We start from the raw sequence: 19,720 nt of genomic DNA on the forward strand, positions 1-19,720 counted from the left end.
TAATTGTCAATGAATTATACCTGGCATTTTCTGTTAATGGCTATCATGTATATCCTGGCCGGGATAATGCATTTTATAAAGCCAAAAGTCTACCTCCGCATTATGCCGGAGTATCTTCCTTTTCACAAATTTTTAGTGGTTTTAAGTGGATTTGCAGAAATATTGTTAGGGATAAGTTTATTGATTGTTCCCCTTAAAGATCTGGCCATTATAGGTATTATAATGATGTTGGCCATTTTTCTTACCGTACACTTCTATATGCTTTCTGAAAAAAAGGCTTCGGCCGGAATTCCGGGCTGGATTCTTATCCTAAGAATCCCACTGCAATTTGGGCTTATGTATTGGGCATATTCTTATTTGTAATCTTGTATATTACCTTAAATACAAATTACATTCCTCAAGGCTCAATTAATGGTAAATCTGCGTTCCAAATGCTTTTTCAAAAAAACAATCTGGACATAAATAAACAATGTAAGTCCGGTCAGGCCATAAAGCAGTGTATCAGGCAGTCGCAAATTTGAAAGGGCATCAATAATTCCCATGTTGTCCATAGCTATTGCATCAATACTGGGCAGCCAACTGATATTCAGGTCTGAATTCCCAAAAAATACATATGCCAACAGAAAAATAGCAATACTGCATAATACCAACCAGCTTCTTTTGGAAATCAAGGGTTTATAATTAGTTACCGCACTTTTTACACTTTGTGCTTTTATTTTGGACATAATGCTTTGGGTAAATTGGTCCGAAGGGGTCTCAAGACCTGCAGTTTTTACAATTTTTTCCACAAAATCATTCAGTTGTTTATCTTTATTTTGTTCCATAGCTATGTATAATTTCCTGTTCCAGATTATTTTCTAAAATCTTTGCCAAACGCTTTCTCCCTCTGTACAAACGTACTTTAACCGTGTTGGGAACTAATCCAATAACTTTTGATATTTCGTTCATTGACAGCATTTCAAAATAATAAAGGGTAATCAAAACAGCGTCTTCGCCGGGTAATTCCTGAATTGCATGTTTAATGATTTCTGCCCTTTCTTTTACTTCCATCCCGTCTAAAGTATCATCCATTGACGCAATATTATATTCTTCCGAAATATCCAATTTGGTTGTCTCAACCTGTCGCTTATTCTTTTTCAAATAGTCCAAACTTCCGTAATAGGCAATCTTATATAACCAGGTAGAAAACTTGGAATCACCTTTAAAATATTTTAAAGAATTATACGCTTTAAAAAACGTATCCTGAGCTACCTCCTCGGCATCCTCTCGATTTTTTACAATTTTTAATGCCAGGGTATAAACCATGTGCTTATACCTATCTACCAATTCGGCATAGGCATTACTTTCCCCATTTATAACCTTATTAATAAGGTACTTGTCTGGTTTCTGGCTCATTTACTATATAAGACGCACATAATTGGTTTCCGGTTACAGAATATATAAAAAAAAATAGCTTACCCTGTAACCACTATGGAAAAATGTTCGTCATATCCTATGAACTGATGTTTAATCCATTAAAAACTAAATAAAATGGGAGGAGAAATAATTATAGTTGCACTTGTATTCGGGGCAATCTTTGGAGTTTTTTATTTGTATTTTTCGACACGAAATAAAGAACGACTTGCATTAATTGAAAAAGGTGCGGATGCAAGTATTTTTGTGAAAGGTAAGCGGGGACACGCTGCTCCTTTCTGGAAGGTACTTATCCTAAATTTGTCATTGTTACTAACAGGGATTGGATTGGCCATTTTTATAGCCTCTGTATTTGTAAATACCATGGGCATGGATGAAGAAGTTGCATATCCGGCAACGATATTCTTAATGGCCGGCCTAGGGCTTTTTGCCGGTTTTACCCTAACAAAAAAATTGGACAAAGAGGAATAAACGAACTTGCTTTGAACCCTTATAAAACCATTGCAAAACCATGCGATGGTTTTTTATTTGCTGGACCAACAGTTTGATAAATGACATATTTAAAGCACTTAAAGATTCTAATTGATAGTTAAATGGTCCATGATGTTATTTTTTTGAGTTCGGCTTCTGGGGTCTAAAATTTACTGTATTTGAACTTTAGTTAAGGGCATGGTATTCTCCATATCATTTAAATTACGCACAAACCCCATATAATTTTTCCATTCAGTATATCCGTTGAGGAAATCAAACAAATTGACTTGTATTTAAACCACGAGCGAACTATCTTCAAAGCATGCACATAATATCTACTAACATTGGAAATTTAAAGCAAATTACTTGGAAAGGAAAGCAACTACAGACCGGTATTTTTAAATACCCCACACACTCGCCCTTGTTATTAAAAAAAGAATTGGTTGCAAATGATGCTATCGCCAACCGCAAAGTTCACGGAGGAATACACAAGGCCTGTTACCTGTTTTCCACCAAACACTATCCTTATTGGGAAAAGCGTTATCCGAATCTCAATTGGAATTGGGGAATGTTTGGAGAGAACCTCAGCATTAGTGATATGGATGAAACCTATATGAGAATTGGAGATATCTATAAAATTGGCTCTGCATTAGTGCAGATATCACAGCCAAGGGAACCCTGCTTTAAATTAGGGATCCGGTTCGGGACCCAGCAGATTTTGAAAGATTTCATTGACCACGGTTTCCCCGGAACTTATGTTAAAATACTGGAAGAAGGTGAAGTCTCTCCGGAAGATGAACTAATACTCATAAAACCTTCGGACAATTTATTAACTGTTTATCAGTTTTTTCAGCTGCTTTATGCAAAGAAAAAAGATAAAAAAGTTTTAAAACTGGCAATTGATAATACCGCTCTCCCGGAAAATAAAAGAGAAGGCCTAAAAAAATACTTATAAAAAAAGGGGCTAAAAAGCCCCTTTAAAACTAAACTAAACAATTTACTAATTAACTACAATGTCTTCATAGTAAGTATTTTTACCATCTCTTACGACCACAGTGTAGCGGTCTTCATGGGCCTTTTTAAAATTAAAAGCCTTGGTTACAATGCTTTCATTCTCAATCACCTCTTTGTATAAAGTGCGGTTTTCGCTGTCAAAAACTTTGATTTCCACATCTTTACTATCCAGATTCAATAAATTAAGAAAAAGCATTTCTCCCTTTTTTCTAAAAACCGGCTTGGTATTTTCAATCCTTTTAAGAATTTTTACCTCCTTGTTTTCAACGCTTATTGGGTAAACCAATGTCCTAAGGGAATCATCAAGCTCAAAATAATAAGAACCATTATCTAATTCATTCAGGTCAAATTTCCTGGTGTAAGAGTTTTCCGAAATTTTCTCTGAGAATATGATATTTTGGTTTTCATCAATAATTTTGAGAACGGCATTTTCGTGTTTTGCATCTAATTCTACAATTAAGCTATTAGATTGACCCTGGGTCATCAAGCTTAGTTTAGGTTCTCTTGCCAGGCCTACTACTGTAGTAAACATAAAGGCAATCATAGCGGTAAATTTCAAATTTGTTTTCATAACATTACGTTTTAGAGTTAATGAATAATTTACAGTGCAAACTTACCCCCAAAGCGTTTCAGAAAATACAACCAGCTTATCCAATTTATATCCTATTTTAACTCAACTTTAAGTCTCTAAACATATATAGGTTAATATTCCACATATTTTAGGTAATTTTGCTACAATCCCCAAATAGAGGGTTGATTAATTTTACATTATCAATCATCAAAGAATATGAAAAAGTTTAAACCAGCTTTTGAAGCTATTGCCCCGAATTTCGGGCATTCATTTACCTATCAAAAATTTGATTCTAACAAACATAACAAAGACAATCTTTGGCACTATCATCCTGAGATTGAACTGGTATATGTTAACGGAGGAGCGGGTAAACGACAAATTGGAAGTCATGTTTCTTGTTATACGGAAGGCGACTTAATCTTAATTGGAAGTAATTTACCCCATTGTGGGTTTACGGATAAGTTTACGGGTAATAAAAGTGAAATTGTAATACAAATGAAGGAAGACTTTTTGGGTAATTCCTTTTTTGATATTCCGGAGATGAAGCAAACCCGGACTTTATTTGAAATAGCAAGAGGCGGCGTTGCCTTTTATGGCGAAACCAAAAATATTGTTGGTGAAAAACTGGAAAATCTTGAAAATGAGTCAGATTTTGAACAGTTATTGTCCATTTTATCAGTATTGAATGAGTTGGGAAATTCTCATGATTATAAAGTATTAAATGCAGAGGGGTTTTCGTTTAAGACAGATATTGGGGATAACGATCGCATAAATATAGTTTTCAATCATGTTAGAAATAATTTCAAGGAAGAGGTAACCTTGGCTGAAATTGCAGATAAGGCGGGAATGACGGTTCCGTCTTTTTGCAGATACTTCAAAAAAATTACCAACAAAACCTTTATTCAATTTGTTAATGAATATCGCCTGGTGCACGCGTCAAAATTACTTGCTGAGCAACCTATGAGTATTACAGATGTATGTTTTGAAAGCGGATTTAACAATTTTTCGCATTTCAACAAATCATTTAAAGCATTTACAGGTCAAAATCCATCGGAATTTCGCAACAGGTTAAAAAAGGTGCTCCAATAATAGAAAAACTTTTAAAAATAGTTGAAAAGGAAACTTCCGGATAGTGACATTACTTATTTCTCCAATTTCATGGAGAATGAGGAAGCCACGGCCTGTTTTGAAAAACTTAAATCTTCAGTTCCCTGGCGCCAGGATGAAATAAGAGTATATGGTAAGTTATATCCTCAGCCCAGGTTAACAGCGCTATACGGAAATAACGATCGATCCTATACCTATTCCGGTATTGTAATGAAACCTCTGCCATTCAGCGAGATACTATCCGATATCAGGAAAAGAATAACGAGCCTTACTAATGTTGAATTTACAAGCTGTCTTTTAAATCTTTACAGAGATGGTAAGGACAGTAATGGCTGGCATTCAGATGATGAAAAGGAACTGGGGAAGAATCCGGTGATTGCATCAGTTTCGTTAGGACAGGAGCGGTATTTTCATTTAAGACACAAGAAGTTAAAGGATTTAAAACATAAGATTCTTCTCGAACATGGAAGTCTGCTCCTTATGAGCGGACAAACCCAACATTACTGGCAGCATCAAATACCAAAAACGACCAGGCCCATTGGCGAAAGAATTAACCTCACTTTCAGGGTTATTTCATAAAAAAAATCGACTTTAAAAAGTCGATTTTTTTATACCAGTAGTTTTAAAGTTGCATACTATCTTTAACATCTTGGTATACGATGCCAATTTCCTCATACACAATCCTAAACCATTAACTTTAAAAAAGAATAAAAAGACATAAAGCATCGCCAAAACTCCTGGATATTAGATAAAAAACACCTCTAATTAATTTGGTTTTAGGAGTTTAGCTAAAAATATCATTTAGCACTCTGGCTAAACGCAATCCGCCTTTTTGCAATTGTTCCTCTACAATGTTCCAATGTTTATAGCTGTATGAGTACCCTAACTTTTGACCTTTCTCAACAGAGTCATATATTTCGTTTGCCAATTCCTGCGATTCGGCTACCCAGTCCAGAATTGTCCCTTTTTGAATTTCCTTTGTCTGTTCTTTACCAAGAAGTGGAAATTCTCTTGAAAGCTCGCTATAACTCATTCCATAATCATTAATCATATTGGAGTCCCAAACCCTGTGTAAATTGGTGCCTTTTCCAAACCACTGCAGCTGAATGTCGTTTCCACCTTTATCCTCTTTTCGCCCGGCATGCATAGGTTGGTGTAAATCTCCTATCAAATGAACCAGCATTTTTAAATAAAAAACCCTGTCTGCTTCAGTACTGTTTTTATCCTTTAATATTTCAATACATTTTTCAATTCCGGTTACCAAATCACCGTTAGGACTTGGTTTTACTTCATTATATTTTTTGTCGGACGGTATATTTACATAGTGCCAGGCTGAGAAATTTTTAAAAGCTCTATCCGACTTAATTGCGTCTGCATAATTGGAAACTGCTGCCAGACTCTTTCCGTATAGTAATTTTGAAACCGCCCTTTGGGTTTTTCTGTTCAAATGGCCCTGTGCCACCTCGCCAATAACTCTGTGCCCGGTTTTTGACCAGAAATCAGAATTACCCATCACCATTTGAGCGCTCAAAAAAAGTAATATAATTATTCCCCTCATAGCTAATTTTTTTCAAAATTAAAGAATAGGCATTAATGTATTGTTAAGGGAGGGTTTATTTTAATTAATTAATGTCATCTTGCACAAATAAATTCATACATGTGATTTTTAAACGAATAAACCCTCCCCTTTTACGGTATGTACTTGGACTGGCCACCTTCGTAACTGGTATGGCAGCAGTCTTTATACTGAGCGTTTATTTAGGTGCCTGGGGAGACCTTCCGGGCAAGAAATCATTGGCAGAAATTAAACATCCAAAAGCTTCAGAGGTTTACACGGCAGATAGTGTTCTTATTGGAAAATATTACCTTAATGACAGGCAGCCCATACTGTACAAAAATATTCCAGAGCACTTAATAAATGCCTTGATAGCAGTGGAGGATGAGCGGTTTTATGATCATTCCGGTGTAGATTATAAAAGTTTGTTCCGTGTTGCTTTTAAAACAATTTTGATGCAAAATAAAGCCTCAGGAGGAGGCAGTACTTTAAGCCAGCAACTGGCAAAAAATCTTTATCCAAGAACCAGAAATGGAAATTTTTACCTGGCTGTTGATAAAATTAAAGAAATGATAATTGCTTCAAGACTTGAAAAGATTTATAGCAAAGAAGAGATTTTGGAACAATACCTGAACACAGTTTCCTTTGGTGACAATACTTTTGGTATTGAAAGTGCTTCCATAAAATTCTATGGCAAAGGAGCTGATAAACTCCATATCCAGGAAGCAGCTGTTCTCGTTGGAATGCTCAAAGCTACCTACACATATAATCCGAGGGTTTTTCCTAAAAGAAGTTTACAAAGAAGAAATCTGGTCTTGAATTCACTGGCAGAAAATGGATTCTTAAAAAAAGTTGAAAAAGACAGTATTTCGGCGCTGCCGTTAGCCCTGAATTATACCGAATATGATCATAACAGTGGTTTAGCACCCTATTTCAGGGAAGAAGTTCGTAAACGTGTTGTAAGCTGGTGCAAAAAACAAAATGATCTTGGAAATTCTTATAATATTTATACTTCAGGACTCAAAATATACACAACCCTTGATTATAAAATGCAGGTTTTAGCGGAAGAGGCCATGAAAACACATATGGAAGCTCTTCAAAAAAGTTTTGAAAAGAGTTATGGAAACTCAGCCCCCTGGCTTACAAACAAGGGATTAATTCTTAAAGTAGTAAAAAAATCAACTGCCTACAAAAACCTTATCAAGCAGGGATTTAGTGAACAGCAAGCCCTTGATACATTAAAACAGAAGAAAGCAATGACCCTTACTTCGTGGGATGGGGAAAAGGAAATGAAAATGAGTTCGGTAGACAGCATCATACATTATATGAAATTTCTCAATACGGGCTCCATCTCCATAGATCCGGGCACCGGGGCCACTAAGACCTGGATAGGTGGTGTGGATTATAAAGTTTTTAAATACGATCATATCTCACAAAGCAGAAGACAGGTTGGGTCTACATTTAAACCTATTGTATATACAGCCGCACTGGAAAATGGAATTGCCCCCTGCACTTATTTTTCCGCAGAAGAAGTGGAGTATAACAACCTGGAAGGTTGGTCTCCATCAAATTCTGGCAATAAAGATGAGGTTTTTATGAATTATTCCATGAAGCAGGCTTTAAGTAATTCAGTAAATACCGTAGCAGTCAAGGTTTTGGAAAAAACAGGAATAGAAAATGCCATCGAACAGGCTGAAAAAATGGGGATTACTGAAAATTTACCGAATTTACCATCATTGGCACTGGGTGCAGCTGAAATAGGTATAGAAGAAATGGCCGGAGCCTATGCCAGTTATGTGAATAAAGGCAGAGCCGTTAAACCTTTTTTAATAAATGGTATTACCAATTCCAAAGATTCCATACTTGAAACTTTTACCCCAACAATTTCTTCCGTGCCGTCCTTCTCTGAAGAAAACGGGCAAATAATGTTGGAGTTTTTAAAGGCAACAATTAATGAGGGTACAGGTGCCCGGATACGCACTGTTTACGGATTAGAAAATGATATTGCGGGAAAGACCGGAACAACACAGAACAATAAAGATGCCTGGTTTGTTGCTATTACCCCTAAAATTATTCATGTAACATGGGTTGGCCTGGACAATCATGAGATTGGATTTAAGAACACTTCACTTGGCCAGGGAGCCAGTGCTGCATTGCCCATTTTTGCCCTTTGGATGCAAAAATTAAACCGGGAGACAACTTACAACGAAATTACCCGGGCCAGGTTTATGAAACCAGAGGTGGCAGTCCTGTCCATGCTGGATTGCGAACCAGTAAAACGCGACGGTTTCTTTAAAAGACTCTTTAAAAATCCAAATAAGAAGAAAACTAAAAATTTCAAAGAAAAAAATTAGCAGATAGTTATAAACACTGAAATTTTGGTAATATTTTAAGACATTAATCTCATAAAAATATTTTTTGATTTCTTATAATGGTGGTCAATCAAACAATATCTTCAAATGAAAATACTTAAAAATATGCCGTTTGCAATAAAACCCAGGTCGTTCGCAGAAAAGCTAATGACCTCTAAATAAAAAGGCAGATCTTTGTACCATATTTACTTATAATTAGGATGTTCAAAATTGTCTGCACTCTTTATATCTAATAAATATTTAATGTTAAAAAACCTTACATATTTAGCCTTATTTCTTTTTTCGATAGCATTATACGGGCAAAGTGGTATTAAATCCTCTATTTATTACGGTCAGGATAAAACCAGGTCTTTTGTTGTAAAGAAAATTGACAATGTTATCATTCCTGATGGAATTTTAGATGAACCCATCTGGGAAACGGCAAACAGCGCTGAAAATTTTTGGCAATATTTTCCTTTAGATTCTGTGCAGGCCAAACAGCAGACTGAAATTAAAATGCTTTATGACGATAAAAACCTTTATATCGGAATTATAGTTTATGCTTTGGGGAAAGATTATTCTATTCAATCCTTAAAAAGAGATTATCGTGCGGGAAACAGCGATAACATTAGTTTGATTTTTGATACATTCAGCGATAGCAATAATGCCTTTTTATTTGGCATTAATCCATATGGAGTTCGCAGAGAAGGTTTGGTATCGGGAGGTGGTCAGGACTTCAGGAGTTTCTCTACAACCTGGGATGTAAAGTGGAAAGGGGATTCAAAGATCTATGACACCTGGTACACTTCTGAAATGGTTATACCCCTTACATCATTTAAGTTTAAAGAAGGGGAAACTAAATGGAGGTTCAATAGTTACCGGTTTGACAAGCAATCCAACGAAACAAGTACATGGGTTAATATTCCCCAAAACCAGAATGTATGGGGATTGGCATTTATGGGGGAAATGATTTTTGAAAAGCCTCTTGGCAAGTCCAAAACACCCTTAGCTCTTATTCCCTATATAAATGGAAGTGCACTCAAGGATTTTGAGGAAGATAATACGACTAATAAGCTTTCTGTTGGTGGCGATGCAAAGGTTGCCATAGGCAATAGCATGAACCTGGATATAACCGTAAACCCCGATTTTTCTCAGGTTGAAGTAGATGACCAGGTTACTAATCTTACACGTTTTGAAATTTCTCTTCCAGAAAAAAGGCAGTTTTTTATTGATAATAACGATCTCTTCGGAAGTTTTGGGGATCAAAGGGATGCAAATCCCTTCTTTTCAAGAAGGATAGGAATTGCAAAGGATACTGCAGATAATACTATTGAAAATAGGATTATAGGTGGTATTCGATTAAGTGGAAAATTAAACAAAGACCTGCGTCTGGGCTTTCTTAATCTTCAAACTGCATCAGATGAAGAGAATGAAATCCCATCTAATAACAATATGATGCTGGCATTGCAGCAGAAAGTTTTTTCCAGGTCTAATATTGGTTTATTCTTCATTAACAGGCAAACAATTAAGGATTACGATTTTGTTTTACCTGAGGATAAATACAACAGGGTCCTGGGCGTGGAATATAATTTAATTTCAAGGGATAATGTATGGAATGGGAAATATTTTTTTCAAAAGTCATTTCAACCAGAGAGCAACGGAAAAGATATTGCTTCAGGTGCACGCCTGGAATACAACTCAAGAAACTATAATATTTCAGGCAAACTGGTTTATGTAGGTGAAGATTTCAGATCAGACCTGGGTTTTGTGCGACGTACAGATATATTAAAAAACTTTGTACAAATTGAACGCGTATTCTGGCCAAGTAATAGTTTTATCCAAAATCACTCTTTCCAGTTCTTTCCCGTTTTTATTTGGAGTCCAAGTATGGATTTTATGAATACTGATAACGAATTCAGGGGCCAATGGGAAGCAAGGTTTAAGGATCAGTCAAGGTTCAATATAGAATTCTCAAATAAGTATACATTCCTAATTGATGATTTTGACCCAACTGGGTCAGATGATGGGATTCCTCTTCCCGGGAATCAAGGTTATCATTATAATAGTGTTAAAGCGGAGTATAACTCAGATCGAAGGAAAATCTTCTCTTATTCCGTAGAACCATCTATTGGTCGTTTTTTTAATGGGGACAAATTTTCTGTTCAAGGAGGAATGACTTTCCGTTTTCAACCCAAGGTATTCCTTTCCATGCTAATGAGGTATGATAAAATTGCACTGCCAGACCCCTACCCCAGTGCAGACATTTGGTTGATAAGCCCTAAAATTGAAGTTACCTTCAGTAAATCAATTTTCTGGTCAACTCTTATTCAATACAGTAATCAGAGAGACAATTTTGGTATTAATTCCAGATTGCAATGGCGCTTTGCGCCTCTTTCGGATCTATTTCTGGTGTATAATGATAATTATTTTGTAGATGGTTTTGCACCAAAGACCAGATCTATTAATCTAAAAATTACATATTGGTTAAATATTTAGGTTCGTTTTTATAGTGAGCAGCCCCATGTAATTTCATTATATTTGAGTGCTTATCACAAATAAATAATCTTCCATGAATCATTTACCAATCACTGATGACACTGTAATTTTTGGTTTATTATGTCTCTGTCTGGGATTTGTATTTTATACTTCTTCAATTAAAACCGGATTTTGGAAAAAGTTCTACAGGGTTATCCCAACCCTCTTAATGTGCTACATGTTACCGGCAATTTTAACTAGTATAGGACTAATCTCTGAGGAAAATTCAAAACTTTACTATATAGCAAGCAGATACCTGCTTCCGGCAGCATTAGTACTCATGACATTAAGTATAGATCTTAAGGCAATAATGAACCTTGGTTCCAAAGCCCTCATTATGTTCTTAACAGGAACTGCTGGAATTATTATTGGTGGTCCTATAGCTATCTTAATTGTCTCCATATTTTCCCCTGAAACGGTTGGCGGGAATGATTTTGATGCGGTATGGAGAGGTTTAGCTACAATTGCCGGAAGCTGGATTGGCGGTGGGGCAAACCAGGCTGCTATGCTGGAAGTATTTTCTTATAACCCTAAGAAATTTGGGGATATGGTATTGGTAGATATTGTGGTTGCAAACATTTGGATGGCTATAATTCTTCTTGGTATAGGCAAGTCTGCAAGAATTGATGCGTGGTTAAAATCAGATACTTCTTCTATTGAAACTCTTAAAACAAAAGTTTCAGAATATACTGCGAAAATTACCAGGGTAACAACCCTTCACGACTATATAATAATGTTGAGTCTGGCATTTACAGCAGTGGGTATTGCTCATTTTGGTGGGTTCCATTTTTCAGAATTCCTGCAGGAAAATTTTGAGGTCATCCGAAATAAGCAAAAAGCCCTTTCTTCATTGGGTTCAAAATTTTTGTGGATGGTTGTTTTTGCTACAGCGGTAGGTATAATCCTATCCTTCACAAAAGCTAAAAATTATGAAGGTGCGGGGGCAAGTAAGATTGGTGGATTATTTATTTATATCCTTGTTGCGACTATAGGAATGAAAATGGATTTGGGAAGCTTTTTAGACAAACCCGGTTTAATAGCAGTAGGGCTAATTTGGATTTCCATACATGCAGCTTTGTTGATTCTTGTGGCAAAAATTATTAAAGCACCCTATTTTTTCCTTGCTGTAGGAAGTCAGGCAAATGTAGGTGGAGCGGCGTCGGCACCAATTGTGGCGGCGGAGTTTCATCCTTCGCTTACCTCTGTAGGTATCTTGTTGGCTGTTCTGGGTTATGTTGTGGGCACTGCAGGTGCCTATATTTGTGCTTTGCTTATGGAAATTGCTTCAAAAGTTTAAATTTCCAATAAACTTTATTGATATTTGCCGCAGATTTAAAAATTCCATGAGGAAACTAATATTTACTATACTCAGCTGTGCCGCATTAGTTTCATGCGGATATAAGGATACTGAAAATACCATGACAGTAACCGGCAAGGTAAAAGGATTAAAAAAAGGTACACTTTATCTGCAGCATATCCCGGATACATCTTTGGTTGTAATAGATTCTTTGAAGGTTGATGGTGATGGCAACTTCATGTTTAAAACGGAACTCGAGAGTCCGGAGATTTTCTATTTGTATCTTGATAAAAAGGACAATAATGATATAAATGACAGGATTACCTTTTTTGGAGAACCGGGAATAATTACAATTAACACCAATTGGAACACCTTCGATACCAAGGCCAGAATTGAAGGCTCTGAAACCCATAAGAAACTTGAGGAATATAGAAAAGTGATGTCTCGTTTTAATACTACGAATCTCGAAATAATGAGAGCCGTCTACGATCCTGAAACTCCTACAGATTCGCTAACCCAGGACTCCATACAAAAAGCAAGTGACAGGAATATTCGAAGGGGATATCTCTTTGCCCTTAATTTTGCGCTTAATAATAAAGAATCTCATATTGCCCCTTATATAGCATTAAAAGAGGTGCCGGATGCCAATATAATTTACCTTGATTCTATTAATAATTCACTCAGCCCTGAAGTAGCCGAAGGCAAATACGGCAGGGCCCTGCAAGAATATCTTGAAACGGAAAAAAACAACTAAAAACAAAGTTTAAATAACTAAGGCAATTTATTAAGCTTATCTACCAGTGCTCTCGCCTTTTCTTCCAGTTCTTTACGTACGTTTTTTAGGTGTTCCTTCCTGTTATCAATGTCTTTGTTGTTAACTTTTGAAATTAATTCATCAAAAGTAGTAATCGCACCATCAATAATCTCTGACCCTTCTTTGGAACCTTGTTTGTCATTGGCAGCCTCCACAATATAAACTGCTTCAATAATATCTCCCAATACGTAATTTATATCTTTTTTTAATTCTCTAATATTTGCCATTGCTCACTAATTTTGTGTAAAAGTACACTTTTTCAAACAGTAATTTCCAGAAGTTTAGCTCGTTCAGAATTCAAAAGAATATGGCTGCTACTAGCAGGTACCAAAACTGTCTCCCCTTTTTTAATCGAGACAGATCCAAAATCGTTTTCTATTAAAACATCTCCATCAATACACATGTATATGGTAAAGCAATCCCTGTCAGCTACGTTAACCCGAATATTTTTATTTAAGTTGATATAGCTGGTTTTAAAATAAGGGCATTCTACCATTGGATTAGCAACATTCATTTTTTGCTCATAGCTAAGCCTAAAATCGTCTTGTTTATTATAATCAATTGCGTCTATAGCCAATTCTGTGTGTAATTCCCTAAGATTTCCCTGTGTATCTTTTCTATTATAATCATACACCCTATACGTTTGGTCAGAAGTTTGCTGTATTTCTGCTATTAATACCCCTGCGCCTATGGCGTGTATTTTACCTGCGTTAATAAAATAGGTGTCGCCTTCACTTACGTTTTCAAAATTCAAAAGTTCCGTTAATGTATTATTTTTCAGGCTTTCCAAATAAGTTTCCTTGGATATATTTTCTTTAAATCCAATGATCAATTCAGCGTCCTTGTCAGAATCCATTACATACCACATTTCGGTTTTGCCAAATGAATTATGACGCTTTTTCGAAAGTTCATCATTGGGATGTACCTGAATAGAAAGATCTTTTTGAGCATCAATGAATTTAATCAGAATTGGGAACTCTTTACCAAATCTCTCGAAAACACTTTTCCCAAGCAAAGCTTCAGGAAATTGGTCAATTAAATCTGTCAGGGAAGTTCCTTTATAAGGACCATTGGCAACAACCGATACGTCTCCGGCTACGCCCGATAGTTCCCAGCTTTCTCCAACCTGGTCACTTTCCAATTCTTTTCCTAAAACAGTACCAAGTTTTGTACCTCCCCAAAGTCGGTCTTTTAGTATAGGGTAAAATTTTAAGGGATATAAACTCATTTAGAATTCAATTTTTTCACTGCGTTTAAAGCTCTTTCCATATGCTTTGAAGCATTTATACTATTAAACACCATTTGTATGCGGCCTTCCTTGTTCACTACATAGGTTTCTCTGCCGGGCAGTAAATTAAACAACTTGCTCTCTACTTTAAACAAACTATGTACTTTCTTTTGTCTGTCGGCCAAAAGTTTGAATGGCAACTTATATTTTGACGCAAATCTACGATGTGAATTTTCAGAATCAGAACTAATCCCAATGACTACCGCTCCAAGTTCAGTGAACTCCTCATAACTATCTCTAAACGAACATACTTCTATGGTACACCCAGGGGTGTTATCCCTGGGATAAAAGAATATCACCAGAGGTTTCTTACCTACAATTTCGTTACTGTTAAATAGATTGCCATCCTGATCGGGCAATGTAAATTCCGGTATGACTTCCCCGACATTCAGGCCCATGATTTATCCGTTGTAAGTAACAAAATTACGAGGTGTTTCGTATAGAACAACTTCTAGTTCTTTGTTTAAATCTATATGGGGCCGTAATTTATTGTAGATAACGATAACTATATTTTCTGCAGTTGGATTTAACGTCTTGAATTCGGGAACTTCAAGATTTAAATTTTTGTGATCCAAGGCATCCTCTACCTCAGACCTGATCAAATCTTTCAGAATTTTCATATCTATAACGAATCCGGTCTCGGGATCAATCTCTCCTGTCACACTAACTACCAGTTCATAGTTATGCCCATGAAAATTAGGGTTATTGCATTTGCCGAAAACCCGGTTATTCTTATTGTCATCCCATTCTTTCCGATATAAACGGTGTGCAGCATTAAAATGTGCCTTGCGACTGACTTTTACTTTCATACTATCTGGTAATTCTTTACTAGGTGATCATAAAATTTTTCAAATATTATTTTGAACCACACTGTATACAACCCCGGATTCTCTGAAATATCTTTTTTGATTTTTTCGGGAGTCATCCATTTCCAATCTGCCACCTCATCTTTGTTTATGTCCGGTGGGTCTTCATAATATCCAATCATAACGTGATCCAGTTCATGCTCTGTTAAACCATTATCAAAAGGGGCTTTGTAAATAAACCAGAAAAGTTCCTTTAGTTCGGTTTTAAAACCCATTTCTTCCTGAAGCCTTCTTTTTCCGGCCTCCAAACTGGTTTCGCCCTGACGTTGATGGCTGCAACAGGTGTTTGTCCACAATAAAGGAGAATGGTATTTATGTTCGGCCCTTTGCTGCAACATGGTCTCCCCTTTTTTATTCATAATAAAAACAGAAAAGGCTCTGTGAAGCAAAGCTTTTTCATGCGCCTCCATTTTTGGCATTATACCAATCTCTTCATCCAATTGATTTACGAGAATAACATTTTCCTCTTTTTTATTTCCCATTATGTAAAAGTAGCACCTTTATACAAAATTCCGGGTTATGAGGATCAAAAAGTTGATTAAGCAGGGTGGCTATGGCTAAGATAATCCTAAAAGAAACGAGGAGATTTCATGTTTCCTTTTACTTTTATAAATTCATATCTCAAAATTATTTCGAAGGAACCATTGTTAAAGGCAGCCTGTCCCAATTCTGTAATTTCCCTGTCATAGGCCACACCAATCAGAAAGGAAGGTGATAACTGAAAACCAACCAGCCCGCTAAAAGCAGCATCCCACCTGTACGCAAGGCCCATGATTAATTTATCATTATACATAAAATTAGCCGATAGATCTAATCCCAAAGGCGCACCTTGTGTTGCTTTAACCAATAAAGCCGGTTTGAACTTCCAAAATGCATTCATGTCAAAAACATAACCCGTAATCACATAAAAATTCATTTGTTCCTTAGCTGTGGAAAGCGAAGATTCATCAAAATGAGAAGTTTCCAAAATTCTAGGAACGGATATGCCCGCATAAAACCTTTCTGTATGATAATAAACTCCACCGCCTATATTGGGTGAAAACCTGTTTGTGATATCTTGTTGTAATGTTGGATCCGGCCCCCCGGGGTTTGTCACATCCTGGTTTAATTCAGAAAACCTGATATCCAACAAACTAGCGCTTGCCTTTAATCCAAAACTTAAGCGAGATTCTTCGGCCAGTTGAATAGTGTATGAAAAGTCAAGATCAAAAAAAGTTTCGGACGTAGGCCCTATTTGGTCATTTACTACAGACACGCCAAGACCAACCCCTCTATACCCTAAAGGAGTATGCAAATTGAAAGTTTGGGTTTTAGGTGCTCCATCCAAACCTACCCATTGAGAACGATATAATCCTGCTATACTCATATGACCCCTGGAACCTGCATATGCCGGATTAACACTCACCGTGTTATACATATATTGCGTATACTGCGCATCTTGTTGTGCATGAAGATGACCGGCAAACAGAAGAACCAGAAGGCCAAATATCGTTTTCAGACTTCTCTGCAAAGAATCTTTTTGTTGTAACTGTAGCATTGGTCTATCTATCTGTTTATGTATATATATCCGGACAATGATTTCTGTATACCATCGTCATTTATATAATCAAGGATATAGAAATAAGTACCTACCGGTAATTTGTTATCCACATCTACGGTTGCCCTGCCTTGAGACGTACCGTCAAATACATTGCCCTGGGTGTTATAAGCATTGGTAGCATATACTTGTACACCCCATCTATTGTATATGCGAATTGTATTATCAGGAAAATCCTCTAACCCTCTGATGCTTAAAACATCATGAATGCCATCTCCGTTAGGGGTCACCACATTGAACACCTCTATATCCTCTTCACTGGCATTAGGTTCTAAATAATCTGGTATACCATCTCCATCCACATCATCGTTAGAAAAATCTCCGTCACCATTGGTGTCTTCAGATGCAGTAGGTATAAGGTCATCATCGTCATCTGTATCCCTATAGTCAGATTCAGAATCACCATCCGTGTTTGGCAACATATCATATGGATCATCCAGTTCATCGTTTACATCGTCATCTATAGATGTATAACCTTCATATCCATCATCCAGGCCGTCGTTATCCTTATCAGATCCAATAAATACAACATCAGGAATACCATTATTATCCAAATCATGACCTTCAATATTATCCGGAACATTATCATCATCACTATCCGTATCAACATAGTCCGGGAAACCATCACCATCTGTATCCACGGGTAGAATCCCTAGTCCCCCACCATTCTCATATACATCGTCCAGACCATTATTATTGGCATCTATACCACTTGGTGCGGTATATGTGGCAGTTGCTTGCGCTTCCACATTATCAGGAATACCATCATCATCACTATCTATATCCAAATAATCTGCTATGCCATCTCCATCTGAATCCGTTGGATTTGTAGAAGGATCATTATCCCCATCCAAATTCAAATCTTCGAAACTGTCCACTATTCCATCATTATCGGTATCCAGATCTACTCCAATTGGGTTCACAAGTATGGTAACTGTGGTAGTACTGCAATTAGATAAGCTATCACATAAGGTATAGGTAAATGAATCTGTCCCAACATATCCCGGATCAGGTGTATATGTAATGATATCATCTGATGGATCTCCGGGGGTTCCATTATTATTTATTACGGCCGTGCCACTAGACGGGCTTGTAATTGTGAGTGTTCCGATCGTAGGTATATCGTTGTCATTTAATAAAATATCTATATCTACAGCTATATCTTCTATTGTGGCTATAGAATCCGGCAATGCATCAACAACAGGCATTACATCTACTGTAACAGTTGCTGTACTGCAATCTCCGGTTGTATTGCAAACTGTATAATCAAAAGAATCAGGTCCGTTGTAATCAGGATCCGGTATATATGTTACGATATCATCTGTTGGATCATTAGGGGTGCCATTGCCATTAATAGTAACAGTTCCATTGGAAGGATTAGTTGTTGTTAGAGTTCCTATGGTTGGCAGATCAGTATCATTGTCATAAACAGGGACTACGGTGGAAGTGTCTTCATCAAGAGTAATAAGGTCGTCTACCAGGGTAGCCGCTTGTTGCAAGCATACTACGGTGAAACCGGGAAGATCAATTGAATTACCTGCTTTATTAATTGTTGCTACATAGCGAACTACCGAAGTTGTAGATGTAACAACCGGCTGTAATTGATTTCCGGCAACAGCGGGGCTCCAGCTTACTGTAGCACTACCGGTGACGTTTGCGGTAATATCCAGGGTAACCTGATTATCGGGGGCTGTGCAATCTGTTAATATAAAATATCCTGTAGCGTTGGAACCACATAACGTACCGTCATAAGTGGCAAAGTAAACCCCCGGAGTGCTTGTTTCATAGAAGAAATCAGTACTTAAAACCGTTGAAGTATCTGATGCTTCATACCATCTAAAATTACTTTCGTCACCACTATTGGGTGCCTGAAGTAAAAACTGAGCATTGGATGCACTAATCCCCAATACTGTAAAAACAATACTGAGGACTAGTAGATGATATCTGTTGTTAGTCTTCAAACTTATCAGTAGCTTTTAGGTTTTTTTATTTAACAACGAACACAACGTTGATTAAAGAATTGTAATCTGCAGGTTGCCCGATAATTTCATAGGATAATACCCCGCTGGCATTGATACTCATGGTACCCGTATTAAATACGGTTGGATCCGCATAGGTTACATAATAATATAAATCTGTTGCAGCATAGGTAGGAACTGCTGCAGGTGCGCCGGCACTTGCCACAGTTGGACTACCAAATTGAGCAATATACTGTGCATATAAATCAACATTAAATGTTCCATTTACAGAAGCATCTACTGCTATTGAAGGTGGATAAAAGACGCGGGCAGCTTTCGAGGTGATGGGCGCGATCGCCTGAATAGCCTCCTCCACGGTGGTTTCGTTTGTGGCATCTCCATTTGTATCCACTGCGGTAACTAGATTAACTTCTGTAGCAGTTTGGTCATCTGTACCCGTGGGTGGCACAGCCCAAGTATTATCTCCTCTTAAAAACGTAGTGGCATCAGGAGTTCCGGTTGCGGACAAGACTGCTGTAATGTCCGGGGTTGTCGCTGACCCTACGTTTTGTAGATCTATAAAAGTGCTATTGCCTACTATAAACCCATCTAAATTTGCATCAACTTCATCTTTCAACTCATTTATTGCAGCTTGAACATCCGTGGAGGTTATTGTAAGATATGGCGTATAGGGAACTTCCGAAGCGTTTTGGTCGTCTGTACCAAGTGACGCTAAAGGTACCGATAGCGTACCATTGCTATCTGTAATCTCCAGGTCTGTGCCGTTTACAGCAAAGGTCGTGTTGACCTCATTGGTTACACTGGCATCCGCATCATCTACATTGATATTCAATGTATTTCCGTTTTCTATCTGAATATTACC

General features: G+C 37.1%; 21 protein-coding genes. 9 read left to right on the forward strand and 12 right to left on the reverse strand.

Annotated features, from left to right (window positions below; genetic code table 11):
• Window positions 1–9 precede the first annotated feature (9 nt).
• Complete coding sequence (locus G504_RS0111865; RefSeq protein WP_019670403.1) at window positions 10–363, forward strand: DoxX family protein; 354 nt, start codon at window positions 10–12, stop codon at window positions 361–363.
• A 41-nt stretch (window positions 364–404) separates the two neighbouring features.
• Here G504_RS0111865 and G504_RS0111870 read toward each other — a convergent pair whose 3' ends face one another.
• Window positions 405–824 carry a hypothetical protein gene (locus G504_RS0111870; protein WP_019670404.1) on the reverse strand — a complete coding sequence of 140 codons (420 nt, stop codon included), beginning with the start codon at window positions 822–824 and terminating at the stop codon, window positions 405–407.
• On the reverse strand, window positions 811–1,395 hold the full coding sequence (locus tag G504_RS0111875) for an RNA polymerase sigma factor (protein ID WP_019670405.1): 585 nt from the start codon (window positions 1,393–1,395) through the stop codon (window positions 811–813). Before G504_RS0111875 ends, G504_RS0111870 begins: the two co-directional genes overlap by 14 nt.
• A 135-nt stretch (window positions 1,396–1,530) precedes the next feature.
• On the opposite strand from G504_RS0111875, the gene G504_RS0111880 reads away from it, so the two are divergent.
• Both G504_RS0111880 and G504_RS0111885 read left to right on the forward strand, forming a co-directional pair.
• On the forward strand, window positions 1,531–1,884 hold the full coding sequence (locus G504_RS0111880; protein WP_019670406.1) for a DUF6249 domain-containing protein: 354 nt from the start codon (window positions 1,531–1,533) through the stop codon (window positions 1,882–1,884).
• Window positions 1,885–2,206: 322 nt separating this feature from the next.
• Complete coding sequence (locus G504_RS0111885) at window positions 2,207–2,839, forward strand: MOSC domain-containing protein (protein ID WP_019670407.1); 633 nt, start codon at window positions 2,207–2,209, stop codon at window positions 2,837–2,839.
• Window positions 2,840–2,884: 45 nt separating this feature from the next.
• On the opposite strand, the gene G504_RS0111890 is transcribed toward G504_RS0111885, so the two are convergent.
• Complete coding sequence (locus tag G504_RS0111890; protein ID WP_019670408.1) at window positions 2,885–3,469, reverse strand: hypothetical protein; 585 nt, start codon at window positions 3,467–3,469, stop codon at window positions 2,885–2,887.
• A gap of 216 nt (window positions 3,470–3,685) precedes the next feature.
• On the opposite strand from G504_RS0111890, the gene G504_RS0111895 reads away from it, so the two are divergent.
• Together G504_RS0111895 and G504_RS0111900 are read left to right on the forward strand one after the other, a co-directional pair.
• Window positions 3,686–4,558 carry an AraC family transcriptional regulator gene (locus tag G504_RS0111895; RefSeq protein WP_019670409.1) on the forward strand — a complete coding sequence of 291 codons (873 nt, stop codon included), beginning with the start codon at window positions 3,686–3,688 and terminating at the stop codon, window positions 4,556–4,558.
• A gap of 21 nt (window positions 4,559–4,579) precedes the next feature.
• Entirely contained in the window at window positions 4,580–5,155 is a 576-nt protein-coding gene (locus G504_RS0111900; RefSeq protein ID WP_019670410.1) for an alpha-ketoglutarate-dependent dioxygenase AlkB family protein, read from the forward strand.
• 205 nt (window positions 5,156–5,360) lie between these two features.
• On the opposite strand, the gene G504_RS0111905 is transcribed toward G504_RS0111900, so the two are convergent.
• On the reverse strand, window positions 5,361–6,134 hold the full coding sequence (locus G504_RS0111905) for a S1/P1 nuclease (protein ID WP_019670411.1): 774 nt from the start codon (window positions 6,132–6,134) through the stop codon (window positions 5,361–5,363).
• A gap of 101 nt (window positions 6,135–6,235) precedes the next feature.
• Between G504_RS0111905 and G504_RS0111910 the strand changes: the two genes are divergently transcribed.
• The 4 genes from G504_RS0111910 (at window position 6,236) to G504_RS0111925 (ending at window position 13,068) form a co-directional block, all read left to right on the forward strand.
• Window positions 6,236–8,485: a transglycosylase domain-containing protein gene (locus G504_RS0111910; protein WP_240473044.1), complete on the forward strand. Its 2,250-nt coding sequence runs from the start codon at window positions 6,236–6,238 to the stop codon at window positions 8,483–8,485.
• 261 nt (window positions 8,486–8,746) lie between these two features.
• Window positions 8,747–10,978: a DUF5916 domain-containing protein gene (locus tag G504_RS0111915; RefSeq protein ID WP_019670413.1), complete on the forward strand. Its 2,232-nt coding sequence runs from the start codon at window positions 8,747–8,749 to the stop codon at window positions 10,976–10,978.
• A 73-nt stretch (window positions 10,979–11,051) separates the two neighbouring features.
• Entirely contained in the window at window positions 11,052–12,314 is a 1,263-nt protein-coding gene (locus G504_RS0111920) for a DUF819 family protein (RefSeq protein WP_019670414.1), read from the forward strand.
• A 46-nt stretch (window positions 12,315–12,360) separates the two neighbouring features.
• Window positions 12,361–13,068: a DUF4369 domain-containing protein gene (locus G504_RS0111925; protein ID WP_040444160.1), complete on the forward strand. Its 708-nt coding sequence runs from the start codon at window positions 12,361–12,363 to the stop codon at window positions 13,066–13,068.
• Between the two features lie 17 nt (window positions 13,069–13,085).
• Here the strand turns inward: G504_RS0111925 and G504_RS0111930 are convergent, their stop codons facing one another.
• From G504_RS0111930 to G504_RS19795, 8 genes are all read right to left on the reverse strand, one after another.
• Entirely contained in the window at window positions 13,086–13,355 is a 270-nt protein-coding gene (locus G504_RS0111930) for a hypothetical protein (protein WP_019670416.1), read from the reverse strand.
• A 32-nt stretch (window positions 13,356–13,387) separates the two neighbouring features.
• On the reverse strand, window positions 13,388–14,356 hold the full coding sequence (locus tag G504_RS0111935) for a type I phosphomannose isomerase catalytic subunit (RefSeq protein WP_019670417.1): 969 nt from the start codon (window positions 14,354–14,356) through the stop codon (window positions 13,388–13,390).
• Window positions 14,353–14,814 (reverse strand): peroxiredoxin, encoded by a 462-nt coding sequence (locus tag G504_RS0111940; protein ID WP_019670418.1) that lies wholly within the window; start codon window positions 14,812–14,814, stop codon window positions 14,353–14,355. Before G504_RS0111940 ends, G504_RS0111935 begins: the two co-directional genes overlap by 4 nt.
• Before the next feature lie 3 nt (window positions 14,815–14,817).
• Window positions 14,818–15,225 carry a 6-pyruvoyl trahydropterin synthase family protein gene (locus tag G504_RS0111945; protein WP_019670419.1) on the reverse strand — a complete coding sequence of 136 codons (408 nt, stop codon included), beginning with the start codon at window positions 15,223–15,225 and terminating at the stop codon, window positions 14,818–14,820.
• A complete protein-coding gene (gene idi, locus G504_RS0111950; protein ID WP_019670420.1) occupies window positions 15,222–15,764 on the reverse strand; it encodes an isopentenyl-diphosphate Delta-isomerase in 543 nt (180 codons plus the stop codon). Before idi ends, G504_RS0111945 begins: the two co-directional genes overlap by 4 nt.
• Window positions 15,765–15,850: 86 nt before the next feature.
• The gene (locus G504_RS0111955) at window positions 15,851–16,819 is read right to left on the reverse strand and encodes a PorP/SprF family type IX secretion system membrane protein (protein ID WP_019670421.1); all 969 of its coding nucleotides are present in this window, start codon (window positions 16,817–16,819) and stop codon (window positions 15,851–15,853) included.
• Between the two features lie 8 nt (window positions 16,820–16,827).
• Window positions 16,828–18,840: a T9SS type B sorting domain-containing protein gene (locus G504_RS0111960; RefSeq protein WP_026348545.1), complete on the reverse strand. Its 2,013-nt coding sequence runs from the start codon at window positions 18,838–18,840 to the stop codon at window positions 16,828–16,830.
• 25 nt (window positions 18,841–18,865) lie between these two features.
• Window positions 18,866–19,720, reverse strand: an 855-nt coding sequence (locus G504_RS19795) for a hypothetical protein (RefSeq protein ID WP_019670423.1), incomplete at its 5' end; no start/stop codon positions are given.

It is taken from the genome of Eudoraea adriatica DSM 19308, from assembly GCF_000382125.1.
GTDB lineage: Bacteria > Bacteroidota > Bacteroidia > Flavobacteriales > Flavobacteriaceae > Eudoraea > Eudoraea adriatica.

What these genes read in the sequence shown, in the direction of transcription:
- G504_RS0111865 (WP_019670403.1), top strand. Translation starts at nt 10, where the DNA reads ATGAATTATACCTGGCATTTTCTGTTAATGGCTATCATGTATATCCTG.
- G504_RS0111870 (WP_019670404.1), bottom strand. Translation starts at nt 824, where the DNA reads ATGGAACAAAATAAAGATAAACAACTGAATGATTTTGTGGAAAAAATT.
- G504_RS0111875 (WP_019670405.1), bottom strand. Translation starts at nt 1,395, where the DNA reads ATGAGCCAGAAACCAGACAAGTACCTTATTAATAAGGTTATAAATGGG.
- G504_RS0111880 (WP_019670406.1), top strand. Translation starts at nt 1,531, where the DNA reads ATGGGAGGAGAAATAATTATAGTTGCACTTGTATTCGGGGCAATCTTT.
- G504_RS0111885 (WP_019670407.1), top strand. Translation starts at nt 2,207, where the DNA reads ATGCACATAATATCTACTAACATTGGAAATTTAAAGCAAATTACTTGG.
- G504_RS0111890 (WP_019670408.1), bottom strand. Translation starts at nt 3,469, where the DNA reads ATGAAAACAAATTTGAAATTTACCGCTATGATTGCCTTTATGTTTACT.
- G504_RS0111895 (WP_019670409.1), top strand. Translation starts at nt 3,686, where the DNA reads ATGAAAAAGTTTAAACCAGCTTTTGAAGCTATTGCCCCGAATTTCGGG.
- G504_RS0111905 (WP_019670411.1), bottom strand. Translation starts at nt 6,134, where the DNA reads ATGAGGGGAATAATTATATTACTTTTTTTGAGCGCTCAAATGGTGATG.
- G504_RS0111915 (WP_019670413.1), top strand. Translation starts at nt 8,747, where the DNA reads ATGTTAAAAAACCTTACATATTTAGCCTTATTTCTTTTTTCGATAGCA.
- G504_RS0111920 (WP_019670414.1), top strand. Translation starts at nt 11,052, where the DNA reads ATGAATCATTTACCAATCACTGATGACACTGTAATTTTTGGTTTATTA.
- G504_RS0111925 (WP_040444160.1), top strand. Translation starts at nt 12,361, where the DNA reads ATGAGGAAACTAATATTTACTATACTCAGCTGTGCCGCATTAGTTTCA.
- G504_RS0111930 (WP_019670416.1), bottom strand. Translation starts at nt 13,355, where the DNA reads ATGGCAAATATTAGAGAATTAAAAAAAGATATAAATTACGTATTGGGA.
- G504_RS0111935 (WP_019670417.1), bottom strand. Translation starts at nt 14,356, where the DNA reads ATGAGTTTATATCCCTTAAAATTTTACCCTATACTAAAAGACCGACTT.
- G504_RS0111940 (WP_019670418.1), bottom strand. Translation starts at nt 14,814, where the DNA reads ATGGGCCTGAATGTCGGGGAAGTCATACCGGAATTTACATTGCCCGAT.
- G504_RS0111945 (WP_019670419.1), bottom strand. Translation starts at nt 15,225, where the DNA reads ATGAAAGTAAAAGTCAGTCGCAAGGCACATTTTAATGCTGCACACCGT.
- idi (WP_019670420.1), bottom strand. Translation starts at nt 15,764, where the DNA reads ATGGGAAATAAAAAAGAGGAAAATGTTATTCTCGTAAATCAATTGGAT.
- G504_RS0111955 (WP_019670421.1), bottom strand. Translation starts at nt 16,819, where the DNA reads ATGCTACAGTTACAACAAAAAGATTCTTTGCAGAGAAGTCTGAAAACG.